The sequence below is a fragment of the Streptomyces sp. NPDC041200 genome (genome assembly GCF_055591805.1).
The window spans coordinates 78,381-90,808 of the sequence record NZ_JBVIZF010000007.1; the positions used below are offsets into that span (position 1 = coordinate 78,381).

9 protein-coding genes and 1 pseudogene are annotated in these 12,428 nt (G+C 75.4%); 6 read left to right on the forward strand and 4 right to left on the reverse strand.

Annotation, left to right across the window (positions count from 1 at the left end):
* Positions 1–8: 8 nt before the first annotated feature.
* Positions 9–2,705: an ABC transporter permease gene (locus ACZ6CL_RS18605; RefSeq protein ID WP_468937195.1), complete on the reverse strand. Its 2,697-nt coding sequence runs from the start codon at positions 2,703–2,705 to the stop codon at positions 9–11.
* A gap of 15 nt (positions 2,706–2,720) precedes the next feature.
* Between ACZ6CL_RS18605 and ACZ6CL_RS18610 the strand changes: the two genes are divergently transcribed.
* The 3 genes from ACZ6CL_RS18610 (at position 2,721) to ACZ6CL_RS18620 (ending at position 7,345) form a co-directional block, all read left to right on the forward strand.
* Positions 2,721–5,882 (forward strand): AfsR/SARP family transcriptional regulator, encoded by a 3,162-nt coding sequence (locus tag ACZ6CL_RS18610; RefSeq protein WP_468937196.1) that lies wholly within the window; start codon positions 2,721–2,723, stop codon positions 5,880–5,882.
* An 80-nt stretch (positions 5,883–5,962) separates the two neighbouring features.
* A complete protein-coding gene (locus tag ACZ6CL_RS18615) occupies positions 5,963–6,682 on the forward strand; it encodes an exonuclease domain-containing protein (protein ID WP_468937197.1) in 720 nt (239 codons plus the stop codon).
* A gap of 81 nt (positions 6,683–6,763) precedes the next feature.
* Positions 6,764–7,345 (forward strand): TIGR03086 family metal-binding protein, encoded by a 582-nt coding sequence (locus tag ACZ6CL_RS18620; RefSeq protein WP_468937198.1) that lies wholly within the window; start codon positions 6,764–6,766, stop codon positions 7,343–7,345.
* Positions 7,346–7,597: 252 nt separating this feature from the next.
* Here ACZ6CL_RS18620 and ACZ6CL_RS18625 read toward each other — a convergent pair whose 3' ends face one another.
* On the reverse strand, positions 7,598–8,512 hold the full coding sequence (locus ACZ6CL_RS18625) for a phosphotransferase (RefSeq protein ID WP_468937199.1): 915 nt from the start codon (positions 8,510–8,512) through the stop codon (positions 7,598–7,600).
* 132 nt (positions 8,513–8,644) lie between these two features.
* Between ACZ6CL_RS18625 and ACZ6CL_RS18630 the strand changes: the two genes are divergently transcribed.
* From ACZ6CL_RS18630 to ACZ6CL_RS18640, 3 genes are read left to right on the forward strand one after another with little or no spacing between them, the layout of a single operon-like run.
* Positions 8,645–9,595, forward strand: coding sequence for a carbohydrate ABC transporter permease (locus tag ACZ6CL_RS18630; protein ID WP_468937200.1), 951 nt, complete (start codon positions 8,645–8,647; stop codon positions 9,593–9,595).
* Positions 9,520–10,446, forward strand: a complete 927-nt coding sequence (locus ACZ6CL_RS18635) for a carbohydrate ABC transporter permease (RefSeq protein WP_468937201.1) — start codon at positions 9,520–9,522, stop codon at positions 10,444–10,446. The genes ACZ6CL_RS18630 and ACZ6CL_RS18635 overlap by 76 nt, the downstream gene beginning before the upstream one ends.
* Positions 10,446–11,726: an ABC transporter substrate-binding protein gene (locus ACZ6CL_RS18640; RefSeq protein WP_468937202.1), complete on the forward strand. Its 1,281-nt coding sequence runs from the start codon at positions 10,446–10,448 to the stop codon at positions 11,724–11,726. Before ACZ6CL_RS18635 ends, ACZ6CL_RS18640 begins: the two co-directional genes overlap by 1 nt.
* An 18-nt stretch (positions 11,727–11,744) precedes the next feature.
* On the opposite strand, the pseudogene ACZ6CL_RS18645 reads toward ACZ6CL_RS18640, so the two are convergent.
* Together ACZ6CL_RS18645 and ACZ6CL_RS18650 are read right to left on the reverse strand one after the other, a co-directional pair.
* Positions 11,745–12,062 (reverse strand): annotated as a pseudogene (locus tag ACZ6CL_RS18645) (rRNA adenine N-6-methyltransferase family protein); the annotation flags it as partial.
* A gap of 85 nt (positions 12,063–12,147) precedes the next feature.
* Positions 12,148–12,294, reverse strand: coding sequence for a hypothetical protein (locus tag ACZ6CL_RS18650; protein ID WP_468937203.1), 147 nt, complete (start codon positions 12,292–12,294; stop codon positions 12,148–12,150).
* Between the last annotated feature and the right edge of the window lie 134 nt (positions 12,295–12,428).

The following is a 12,428-nucleotide window of genomic DNA, read 5'->3' on the forward strand; positions in this document are numbered from 1 at the left end:
CTCGGCGCTCAGCGCTCGCGCAGCATCCGCCAGGCCGGGACCAGCGCCGAGGCGAGCGCGAGGGCCACCGCGCCCGCGGCCGCGGCGAGGAGGAATCCGGGCGGGCCGCTGATGTGGACGCCGCCGGTCAGCGCCAGGCTGGCGGCGGACAGCACGATCGCGGCGACCGCCGCGCCGAGCACCACCCCGCAGCCCGCGACGACCAGGCTCTCCCAGGCCACCAGGGCCAGGATGTTGCGCCGGGTCGCCCCGATCAGCCGGAGCATCGCGAACTCCCCGGTCCGCACGAGCGTCCCCATGACGACCGTGTTGACCAGCGCGAGCGCCGTGAAGGCGGCGATGAGCGCGCTGAAGAGATAGACCGGCCAGGTCTCGGCCACCGCGTTGTCGGCGCCCGCCTCCTCGACCTGGTCCCGGTCGGCCGCCCGCGCCGAGGGCCAGCGCTCGGTCAGCCGTGCCAGGTCCCGGTCCAGGGAGGGCCGGTGGTCCGGGCCGGTGATCAGATAGACGGCGTCCAGCAGCGGGTCGGGGGTGTGCGGGCGCAGCACTGCGGCGGGTACGACGAGGTCGGCGAAGCCGAGGGAGCGGTCGAAGCGGGCGCCGATCGTCAGCTCCTCGCGGGTGCCGTCGGGCAGCCGCAGCCGGACGCGCTCGCCGGTCTTCCAGCCGTACTCCTTGGCCTGCTCCTCGCTGACCGCGACCGCCCGCCCGGCGGTCAGCCCGCGCAGATCGCCGTCCTTGAGGTGGATGTCCAGGGCGCGGGTCACGTCGGCGTCGGCGCCCAGCGCCCGCGCGGTGACGCTCTCCGCCTCGTCGGTGTGCACCGACGTACGCACCCACGCGGTGCTGGTCGAGGAGACCGCGGTGACGCCCGGCAGCCGCGCCGCCTCGTCGGCGACGCCCGGCGGCAGCCCCTCCGCGTCGTGCGGCAGCAGCACATGGCTCGCCGTCAGCCGCTGCCCCGCCCAGTCGGCCGCGACGCTCTGCTGAGTGGTCTGCGTGAACAGGGCCGATACGGCGAAGCCGACCATCAGCACGATCGGCACCGCGGCGGCCGCGACCTGGCGCGGCGCGGCCGAGGTGTTGGCCAGCGCCAGCTGCCCGGTGCGCCGGGAGAAGATCCGTAGGAGCGCTCCCACGAACGGCGTGAGGGGCCGCACCAGCGCGGGCCCGAGCGCGGCCGCCGCGATCAGCAGCGTGAGCACACCGCCGAACGCCAGCCCCGCCCCCGACACCCCGCCCATGGAGATGCCGAACGCCAGGAACAGCCCGGTGAAGACGAGGAAGGCCAGACCGGTCAGCAACCGTGACCGCGGCATCCGCCGCTCCGGCGCCGCGGCCTCACGCAGTGCCTCGGCCGGGCGCACCCGGGCGGCGCGGCGCGCGGCCGACCAGACGGCGAGCCGGGTGAGGACGAGCCCGGCGACCGCGGCCCCGGCCAGCGGCCACGGCCCGACCTCCACTGTCAGCTCCTCCGGTGCGATCCCGAGCGAGACGAGCCCCCCGGCCAGCGGCCCGGCCAGCGCGGCGCCCGCCGGGATGGCGATCACCCCGCCGAGGATCGCGACCAGCAGCGTCTCCCAGCCCAGCATGCGCTTGATCTGACGGGGCGTGGCGCCGATCACCCGCAGCAGCGCGATCTCCTGGTAGCGCTGGAGGATCGCGAAGGCGAAGCCGCCCGCCATCACGAACAGGGCGACGAACACGGCCAGCGAGCCCATCGACACCACGAAGACCAGGGTGTCGATGAAGAGCACGTCGCTGGAGGAGACCTCGGTCTCGCCGGTGTCCGTCAGCACCGTCACCGACGGGCCCGCCCCGAGCGCCGCGCGCACCCGGTCCGCCACCGCCTCCGGATCGGCGCCCTCGGCGGTGGTCACCGCGATCGCGTGCACCCGGTCACCGGGCGGGGCGAGCCGGGCGGCGGTGTCCGGCGCGAAGAACAGCGCGGACTGATCCTTCGTCAGCCCGCCGCGCGGTCCGGCGACGACACCGCTCAGCCGGTACGTATCGCGGCCCTGGGCCCCGGTCAGCACGGTGACCGGGCCGCCGACCCGCAAGGCCCCGCGGCGCGCCGTGGCCGTGTCCACCACCACCTCGCCGTCCGCGCCCGGGGCCCGGCCCGCGCGCAGGGTGTACGGGGTGACCCCCGCGCTCGCCCAGGAGTGGCCGTAGGACCGGGTGCCCCGCTCCGGGGTGACAGGGCTGCCGCCCGGGCCCATCACTTGCGCGTAGAAGGCCAGATCGGGGACGGCCGAGCGGACGCCCTCGACGCCGCGCACCCTCTCCACCAGCCGGGCGGGCACCGGCGGGCGCGGCACCAGCGGCGCCTCCACGTCGCCGAACCCGGGCTCGTGTTCCTTCCCGTCCAGCCCTGCGTCGGCGTTGCCCGCGACCACCAGGGACGCCCCGTGGAAGCGGTTCGGCTCGCCGTGGCCGCGCAGCGCGGACTCCAGCAGGATCCCGGCGGATGCGAGCAGCATCAGGGCCAGCGTCACCGCCGCGAGTGATCCCGCGAACAGGGAACGCCGGGCGCGAAGCGTACTGAAGGCGAGCCGCAGCACGGCGCTCCTCGTGTCGTGGTTTGTATCGACCTGGGCAGGATCCTCCGGTGGTCTGTCCGAATTCTGTCCGCCAGCTGTCCGGCTGCGCCGTCCGTGTCGGCCGGTCCGGGCCGGTTCGCGGGACAACCGTGCCCGTCCCATGGTCCGATATCGCCCATGGAGTTCGAATTACTGGGCGACCTCACGGTTCGTAACGGCTCCGGCATGGCCCTTGCCATCGCGGGGGCCCGGCCGCGCGCCCTGCTGGCCCTGTTGCTGCTCCACGCCCCCTCGGCGGTCAGCACCGGCCGGATCCTGGACGAACTGTGGACGGGGGCCCGAGCCAAGGACCCGGTGGCGGCCCTCCACACGGCGGTGGCCAAGCTCCGCCGCGCCCTCCAGCCGCACGCCCCCGGCCTGGTGGTCACGGGCCCCGCGGGCTACCGGCTGGACCTGACGGGCCATACGGTCGATGTGCGGCTGCTGGAGGAGGAGCTGATCCGGGCCCGCGCCACCGGGGACCCCGGCCGCCGGGCGGCCCTGCTGCGCGTCGCGCTCGGCCGGTGGTCCGGGACGCCGCTCGCCGGACTGCCCGCGCTGCCGTTCGTCCAGGCTGAGCGGGCCCGGCTGGAGGCCCTGCGGCTGACCGTCCTCGAAGAGCGCGCCGACGCCGAACTGGACGCGCACGCCGCGGTGGGCCGGGCTTCCGGTGGAGCGGATCCGGCCGATCTGGCCGAGGAGCTGCGGGCCGCGGCCCGGGCCGACCCGGACCGGGAGCGGCTGCACGCCCTGCTGATCCGTACGCTCCAGGCGTGCGGGCGGCAGGCCGAGGCGCTCGGGGTGTACCGGGCGGCGCGCGCTGATCTGCGCGAGCGGCTCGGCATCGAGCCGGGCGCCGAGATGCGCGCCGCCCAGCAGGCCGTCCTGCGCGGCTTCTCCGCCCCCACCGGCACCGGGGCCCGTACGGCGAACGGTACGGCGACGGGGACGGCGACCGGGGCGGTACGGGCGCGGGGTGTCCCCGCGGCCGGTGCCACCGCTCCCGCCGCCCTGCCCGGCTCCGACTTCGTCGGGCGCGCCCCCGAACTCGCCGTGATCGCCACCCGGCTGGCCGACACCCGGCTGGTCACCGTGACCGGCACCGCGGGCATCGGCAAGACCCGGCTCTCCCTGGCCGCCGCGGCCCGCGAACAGGACGCCGGGGCCACCGTCTGGCGGGTCGACCTGGTGCCCTGCTCAGCCGCCGACGTACCCGGCGCGGTGGCCGCGGCCCTGGGCATCGCGCCCGGCCCCGCCGAAACGCTCGCCGACCGGACGCGGCTCGCCATCGACCGCGCTCCCCGCTGCCTGCTGCTCCTCGACAACTGCGAACACCTCACCGAGGCCGCCGCGGACCTCACCGTCCGGCTGCTCGGCGACTGCCCCCGGCTGCGGGTGCTGGCCACCAGCCGGGAAGGGCTCGGCGTGGCCGGGGAATCCCGCCTCGCCCTGCGGCCGATGACCGGCCAGGACGCCACCCGGCTCTTCCTCGACCGGCTCGCCAGGATCTCCCCGCCCGCCGCCCGCGCCGCCGACTGGGACGAGGTCCGCGACCTGTGCGAGGCCGTCGACCGGCTTCCGCTCGGCATCGAACTCGTCGCGCCCAAGGCCGCGTCCACCCCGCTGCCCGTCATCGTCCGCCAGCTCCGCACCCGCCGCGGGCTGCTGGAGGTGCCGCTGCGCTCGGCCGACGCCCGGCACGGCACGCTGCGCGCCGCCCTCGACTGGAGCTACCGGCTCATCACCGACGAGGAGCGGGAGGTGTGGCGGGCCATGTCGGTGTTCGCCGCGCCCTTCACCGTCGACGCCGCCGAGGCGGTCGCCGGACCCGGCGCGGGCGACACGCTCGCCCTGCTCGCCGAGAAGTCGCTGCTCGTGTACGACCCCGGCCCCGGCAGCCCCCGCTACCGCATGCTCGTCTCCCTGCGCCAGTACGCCCGGCAGGCGCTCGCCGAGCGCGGCGAGGAGAGCGGGGCGCTGCGCCGCCACGCCGACTGGGTCGCCGCGCTCGCGGGCCGCACCGACGCCGCGCTGCGCACCGGCAGCGGCCCGGCCGCCTTCGCCGAGATGAACGCCGTCACCCCCGAGGTGGCGGGCTGCCTGGACTGGCTGCAGGACAGTGCCGACCCCGCCGACCGGCTGCTCGGGTCCCGCATCGCCACCCACCTGTCCCTCTACTGGATGGCCGCGGGCCAGCGCCAGGAAGGCCACCGGCGGCTGCTGCGGGCCCTGGAGTCCACGCCGCCCAGCGCCGCCTGGTACGCCGAGATCCTGGCCTGGTGCGGCTGGCTGGGCGTCAACATCCGCCGCGCCGGGGACGACGACGAACTGCTGCGCCAGGCCCTCCCCGCCGCCGAGAAGCGCGGCGACCCCGCCGTGGTGACCCTGGTCGGAGCGCTCGCCCTCACCGTCCACGTCCGCCAGGAGCGGCTCGCCGAGGCGCGCGAGGTGGCCCGGGCGACCGCCTCCGCCCTCGACGAGCACGGCCACCGCTGGGAGACCGGGGTGTGGCGGCTGTTCCACAGCGAACTCCTGGTCGCCGAGGACGAACGGCGCGCCGCCCTCACCTCCGCCATGACCGCCCGGGAGCTGCTGACCACCCTCGACCCGCACTCCGCCGCCACCGCGCAGATCATGACCGGCATGGCGTACGAGCGGCTGGGCGAGCGCGCCCTGTCGGCGCGCGCCTTCCGCGCCGCCCACGACGAACTGCGGCTCATCGGCGCCGAGCATGAGGCCGCCTACGTCAAGGCCGTGCTCGCCTGCGCGGCCGCGGGCGACGGCGACTGGGACGACGCCACCTCCTTCGCCGACGCCCTGGAGACGTACGCCCGCGAGAGCGCCGAGGGCTATCTGCTGGCCAAGGTGGAGACCGTACGGGCGCTGGCCGCCCGCGCCCGCGGCGACCTCGACCAGGCCGAGCGGTTGCATCTGCGCGCCTCCGAGCGCTATCGGGGCGGCAACCGCCCCGAGTGCGCGGCCCACGACCTCACCATGCTCGGCGTGGTCGCGGCCGAGCGCGGCGAATCGGTGCTCGCCCAGGTCCGCTGGGAGCACGCGCTGCGCACCGCACAGCTCTCCGGCCGCCGCTACGCCGAGGCCCTGCCGCTGCGCGGCCTGATCGCGCTGCGTGAGGCCCAGGGTGACGGGACAGCCGCCGCCGAGCTGCGCGACCGGCTGGAGCGTACGGTCCGCGAGGCCTCGCCGCCGCGCACCACGGAGTGCCCGTTCCACCTCGCGGTGTCCTCGGTCGGGCCCGTCGCGTGGGACGCGACGGCCCGCGCCCTGCCGGGCGGTTGAGGGCAGCGGCGTCCGTTGTCAGTGGCGCGTGCGAAGGTGGCGACACCTGGGGGAAGCACAACAAAGGGAGGGCAATCGCCATGGGCTGGCACAGGGAGCTGCTGATCGGATTCGATCTGGAGACCACGGGCACGGACCCGCGCACGGCACGGATCGTGACCGCCGCGGTGGTCGAGGTGCGCGATGGGGAGCCGATCGGACGGCACGAATGGCTTGCCGCACCGGAAGTGCCCATTCCGGACGATGCGGTGGCCGTGCACGGGATCACCAACGAGCGGGCGGCGGCGGGCCGCCCGGCGCGTGAGGTGGCCGACGAGATCGCGGACGTGCTGGTGGCGCACTGGCGCACGGGCGCGCCGGTGGTGGCGTACAACGCGGCGTTCGATCTGAGCCTGCTCGCCGCCGAGTTGGACCGCCACGGGCTGCGCTCGCTGAGCGAGCGGCTGGGCGGCGCGCAGACCGGCCCGGTCGTGGATCCCTACACGATAGACCGCGCCGTCGACCGCTACCGCAAGGGCAAGCGCACGCTGGAGGCGGTCTGCGGGGAGTACGGGGTGGCGCACGAGCGCGCCCACGAGGCCGGGGCGGACGCCCTCGCCGCGGTGCGCGTCGCCTGCGCGCTCGCCGAGCGGCACGGGCAGGTCGCCGGGCTCGACCTGTGGGAGCTGCACCGCAAGCAGGTCGGGTGGTATGCCCACTGGGCCGCCGACTTCCAGTCCTGGCTGCGCCGCAAGGGCACCCCGGACGCGGTCGTGGACGGCAGCTGGCCGCTGCGGGAGGCGCGGGCGGCGGTGGGGTAGGGCCGGGGGCACCGATGAGTTCCCGGCGCCGCGCCGGTCCGTACAGATGAGGGGGAACGGACCGGAGAAGGAGAGCGAACGATGACCGACCAGACCTCGCGCATCGACCTCGGCCCCGCGGCCGAGCGGGTGACGGCGCTGCTCAGCGGCGTCTCGGACGACCAGCTCGGGGCGCCCACACCGTGCCCGGCGTACTCCGTGGGCGATCTGCTCGACCACTTCATGGGGCTGGCCATCGGCATGCGCCAGGCCGCGGAGAAGGCCCCCGGCCAGGACCCCGGCCACGGACGGGCCGACCGGCTGGCCCCCGACTGGCGCGATGAGCTGCCCCGGCGGCTGGACGCGATGGCCGCCGCCTGGCGCGACCCGGCCGCCTGGCAGGGCACCACCCAAGCCGGTGGCGTCACCCTGCCCGCCGAGGTCATGGGCATCGTCGCGCTGGACGAGCTGGTGATCCACGGATGGGACCTGGCCCGCGCCACGGGGCAGCCCTACGACTGCGCTCCGGGCTGCGCCGAGGCGATCGCCGGATGGCTGTCGGCGTTCCCGGACGAGGAGCAACGGGGCGAGGCCTTCGGAGCCGTCGTCACCGTGCCGAAGGACGCGTCCGCACTGGACCGCGCCGTCGGCCTCAGCGGCCGCGACCCCGCCTGGTCGGCCTGACGAGGGCACCGCGCCGTGCGCGCCACCCCGCTCGCGCCCCCTGCCACGGCATCTAGCGGCGCCCGGCACGGCACCGCCCGGCGCCCGCGCGGCATCTAGCGGCGCCTGGCGCGGTCGCTCCCGTGCCTGGTACGGGCGTCTCGCGCGGCGCCTGGCGCGGTATCTTGCGGGGCCTGGCGCGGCGCTTCGCGGCGCCCGGCACTCGGCGCCCGCGGCGCCTAGCGGGGCCTTGCGCCGCAGTGCCCCGCGGGCTCAAAAGGCGTACCAGCGCACCGCCGGGTCGCCCTCCCGCAGGGAGGCGACGCGGCGGCGGAACTCGGTCAGTGCCGCCGGGTTGCCCGGCGCGTGCTGGGCCACCCACGCGCAGCTCGCCGTCTCCCGCGCTCCCCGCAGCACCGCGCACCCCGGCCACTCCCGCACATCCCAGCCGTACGCCGCCGTGAACTCGTCGTACGCCGCCGCGCCCAGCCCGTAGCGGTCCCGGGACAGCGCCATCACGACGAGGTCGTGCTCGCGCAGATCGGTGGCGAACGTCTCCAGGTCGACCAGGACCGGGCCGTCCGGCCCGATGTGCACATTGCGCGGCAGCGCGTCGCCGTGGATCGGGCCGGGGGTTTGGTGTGGGGTCAGCTCGGCCGTGGCCGCCGCGATGTCGTCCCGGCGGGCGCGCAGATACGCGGCGTCCGCCGGATCGATCGCCTCCCCGGCCAGCCGCAGCCAGCGTTCGACGCCGCCCAGCAGGTCGCGGCGCGGCAGCGCGAGGTCCGGCGGCGGGTCCGGCAGGGCGTGCACCTGCCGCAGCAGCGCGGCGAGGTCGCGTGGTTCGGCGGGGCGCTCGGGCGGGGGGAGCTGCTGCCAGTAGGTGACCAGGTGTCCGTCGTACGCGAGCGGCTGCTCCGGGCCGAAACGGTGGTCCGGACGCACCGCGGGCACCCCCTCCCGGGCCAGCCAGTCGGCGACCCGCGACTCCCGCGCCGCGCGCTCCCGTACGGCCAGGTCGCGGCTGACGCGGACCACCAGGGCGAGGTGGTCGAGGGCGAAGACGGCGTTCTCGCCGAGCGCCAGCAGCCGGGCCCCGGCGGCGCCGCCCGTGCCGCCCGTGCCGTGCGGCAGCGCGGCGTCGAGCACCGCCCGCGCCCGCTCCTCCGTGAACCCCGTGTCCGCCACGCCGTACCCTCCCGAAGCCTTGCCCACCGGGCCGAACCGCCCGTCCCGGACAGCCCAGTCTCGCACCCGGCCGGGGCCGGATAAGTCCGTACGCTGCCGGGATCCTTGACGGCGCGGTGCGCCGTCCGCACGATGACGGGCGTGACATCCACGACCGCGACGGAGCGGTCCGACAAGCCTCCGGCCCGCGGGCCGGACGGCGGCGGCGTCCCCACCGCGCGGCGGGGGCCCGGTACCGGCCACGGCGCGTGGTTCCTGGTGCTGCCCGCGCTGCTGCCGATCCTGCTGCTCAGCGTCGGCCCGCTGCTGTACGGGATCGCGCTGGCCTTCACCGACGCCCAGTCCGGCCGCACCGAGCCGACCCAGTGGACCGGACTGCTCAACTTCCAGGACCTGGCCCGCGACACGCTCTTCTGGGAGTCGTTCCGGATCGGCCTGGTGTGGGCGGTCGCGGTGACCGTTCCGCAGTTCGTGCTGGCGCTCGGGCTGGCGCTGCTGCTGGTGCAGAACCTCCGCTTCCGCTGGCTGGCGCGGGCCCTGGCGATCGTGCCGTGGGCGATGCCCGAGGTCGTCGTCGGCATCATGTGGCGGCTCGTCTACCACCCCGACGCGGGCCTCTTGGGCGGCGCGCTGGGCACCGACCGGGACTGGCTCGGCAGCCTCTCCACCGCCCTGCCCGCCGTGATCGTCGTCGGCATCTGGGCCCGTATGCCACAGGTGACGGTCACGCTGCTGGCCGCGCTCTCCAACGTCCCGCGCGAGCTGCACGAGGCCGCGGCGATGGACGGCGCGGGCGCCTGGCGGCGCTTCCGCACCGTCACCTGGCCCGCCATCAGGCCGGTGGCCCTCGCCATCAGCGCGCTCAGCCTCATCTGGAACATCAACTCCTTCGCGCTGGTCTACGTCCTGACCGGCGGAGGCCCTGGCGGGCGCACCCGGCTGCCGATGCTCTTCGCGTACGAGGAGGCCTTCCGCTACGGGCAGTTCGGGTACGCGGCGGCCATGGGATGCGTGCTGGTCGCGGTCGTCTCCGTGCTGCTCGCGCTCTTCCTCGTCGGCCGGCTCAAGGGGGACGACGCGTGAACCGGGCCGCCGCGCTGCGCAGGCGCCGGGCCGCCCGCGCCGGGCAGTACCTCGCCCTGCTGGGCTATCTCGTCTTCCTCGCGTTCCCGCTGCTGTGGCTGCTGTCCACCGCGTTCAAACCGCCGCGCGAGCTGGCGAGCCCGGACCCGAGCTGGTGGCCCGGCGATCCGACGCTCGACAACTTCCGCCAGGCGTTCGACGAGCAGCCGCTGCTGCGGGCGGCCGCGAACAGCCTGACCGCGTCGGTCGCCGCCGCGGCCATCACCGTCGTCATCGCGACCCCGATGGCGTACGTGATGGCCCGCCACCACCGCTCCCCGCTGTCCCGGGCGGCCACCGGATGGGTCGTGGTCAGCCAGGCGTTCCCCTTCGTCCTGGTGATCATCCCGCTGTTCCTCGTGCTCAAGAACCTGTATCTGATCAACTCCCTGACCGGCCTGATCATGGTGTACGTGGTGTGGTCCCTGCCGTTCGCCCTGTGGATGCTCGCGGGGTACGCCCGGGCCGTGCCCAGGGAGTTGGAGGAGGCCGCGGCGGTGGACGGGGCGGGGCGGCTGCGCATCCTCGTCTCGGTCACCATGCCGCTGCTGGCGCCCGGCCTCGTGGCCACCGCCCTCTTCGCCTTCATCACCGCATGGAACGAGTTCTTCTTCGCGCTGGTTCTGCTCAAGACCCCGCAGAAGCAGACCATGCCGGTCATCCTCACCCACTTCATCGGCGCGGAGGGCGTCGCCGACCTCGGTCCGCTGGCCGCCGCCTCGCTGCTCGCCACGCTGCCCTCACTCGTCCTGTTCGCCGTCATCCAGCGGCGGATCACCAGCGGGACCCTGGCCGGGGCGGTGAAGTCCTGATGCGCCGCCGCACGCTGCTGACCGGCGCGCTGGCCGCGCCCGCCGCCGCTCTGGCGCCAGGATGCGCGCCCTCGCGCCGCCGGGCCCGCGGGGGAGAGGTGACCCTCCGCTTCCAGTCGCTGGCCTGGCAGAAGGAGTCCATCGAGGTCAACAAGCGGCTGGTGGCGGAGTGGAACGCGGCCCACCCCAGGATCAGGGTGGACTACGTCCAGGGCAGCTGGGACAGCGTCCACGACCAGCTCCTCACCTCCTTCGAGGGCGGCGAGGCGCCCGACATCATCCACGACGCCGCCGACGACCTCGCCGACTTCGCGTACGGCGGCTACCTCGCCGATCTGCGCGGTCTGCTGCCGGACCGGCTGCGAGCCGACATCCCGGCCCGCAGCTGGGCGACCACCACCTTCGGCGACGGCGTCTACGGGGTGCCGTTCCTCCAGGAGCCGCGCGTGATCATCGCCAACCGGGCGCTGCTGGAGCGGGCCCGGGTGCGGATCCCGACCGTGCGCGAGCCCTGGAGCTGGGCGGAGTTCGAGGACGTGGCGCGGGCGCTCACCCGGGGCGGGACGTACGGGGTCGCCTGGCCGCTCAAGGAACCCGTCGCCGCGACCCTGGGCCTCGCCCTCTCCACCGGCGGCCGCGTCTTCCACCGGGGCGCCGACGGCAAGGTCACCGTCCGCTTCGGCGCCGCCGACCAGCGCGTCCCGCGCGCCATCGCCCGTACGGCGGCCAAGTCCACGCTCGGCATGGGCGGTTCGGACACCCTCCCCGGCTTCTTCGGCGGCAAGTACGCCATGGTGCCGCTCGGGTTCTCCTACCGTCAGCAGATCGTCCAGCAGGCGCCCGAGGGCTTCGCCTGGACGGTGCTGCCCGCGCCCGCCGGGTCCGGCGGGCGCGGGCAGCGTCAGGGCGTCAGCCCGCAGACCCTGTCCATCGCCGAGGACAGCCCGTACCAGGAGGAGGCCGCCCGCTTCCTCGACTTCCTGCTGCGCCCGCGCAACATGGTGCGGCTCGCGCTGGGCGACTGGATGCTGCCGACCGGCACCGGCGCGCTGCGCGACCGGGCGCTGCGCACCGGCGAGCACGGCTGGGCGACCGGCACGGCCCTGGCCGCCCAACTGCGCCCGGCCCCCGCCCTGTCGGTGCGCGGCTATCCGGAGTGGAAGGACAAGGTGGCCACACCCGCGCTGCAGGAGTATTACAGCGGTGCCGTAGGAATGGAGGAACTCAGGCGGAGCCTGATCGAGGACGGGGGTCTGGTGCTCGCCCGGTACCAGCGCTAGGGGCGTCTCCCGAGTCCTTCACGCAGTCAACTCCGCTACGAGCGTGACCCATTGCCAGGGCGCCACCCGGGCCACCACCACGTCCCGCTCCAGCCCCGCCCGCCGGAACGCGGCGGTCAGCCGCCGGGCGGGGCAGGCCCGCCGCAGTGACGCGTAGAGCGAGCCGCCGACCCCCGAGAAGCCCAGCTCCACCAGACGCGCGTACGCTGCCCGCTGGTCCGGGTCGGCCAGCAGTGGCCGCGGGCGCCGGGTCAGCCGCAGAATCCCGCCGTCCACCCCCGGCACCGGCCGGAAGGCAGTCCGCGCCACCCGCCCGCACAGCCGCCACTCCGCCCTGGCCACGGGCATGCGGAAGCGGGTGAAACGAAGGATTCGGAGACGAGCGGTTGGACCCTTGAAATCAGTGGTCAGCGGCTCGGCGTCAGAAGGAGCGCGTCCGGTCCGGCCAGGGCACCGGGCCGCGCCGCGGGCGGCGGATGAGCGGGACATACGCGAGCACACGCGCCGCCGCGGCACAGCCGCGGGTGGTGAGGCGGGTGAACACGCCGATGCCGGGACTGCCGCCCATCGGTGTACTCCTCCCGTGCGCGCGTACGCGATCGACGCGTATGCGGATCTCCGCTGTTTCCCCGGCACCGTACGGACGGGGTGGAGCGTGCCGCAACGGGTTTTCCCCGTGTGCCCGCCGCCGTACGACGGAAC

Coding starts and splice junctions, on each gene's coding strand:
- ACZ6CL_RS18630 (WP_468937200.1), top strand. CDS start 8,645: ATGACGGGCGTGACATCCACGACCGCGACGGAGCGGTCCGACAAGCCT.
- ACZ6CL_RS18605 (WP_468937195.1), bottom strand. CDS start 2,705: ATGGGACGGGCACGGTTGTCCCGCGAACCGGCCCGGACCGGCCGACAC.
- ACZ6CL_RS18640 (WP_468937202.1), top strand. CDS start 10,446: ATGCGCCGCCGCACGCTGCTGACCGGCGCGCTGGCCGCGCCCGCCGCC.
- ACZ6CL_RS18610 (WP_468937196.1), top strand. CDS start 2,721: ATGGAGTTCGAATTACTGGGCGACCTCACGGTTCGTAACGGCTCCGGC.
- ACZ6CL_RS18635 (WP_468937201.1), top strand. CDS start 9,520: ATGCGTGCTGGTCGCGGTCGTCTCCGTGCTGCTCGCGCTCTTCCTCGT.
- ACZ6CL_RS18650 (WP_468937203.1), bottom strand. CDS start 12,294: ATGGGCGGCAGTCCCGGCATCGGCGTGTTCACCCGCCTCACCACCCGC.
- ACZ6CL_RS18620 (WP_468937198.1), top strand. CDS start 6,764: ATGACCGACCAGACCTCGCGCATCGACCTCGGCCCCGCGGCCGAGCGG.
- ACZ6CL_RS18615 (WP_468937197.1), top strand. CDS start 5,963: ATGGGCTGGCACAGGGAGCTGCTGATCGGATTCGATCTGGAGACCACG.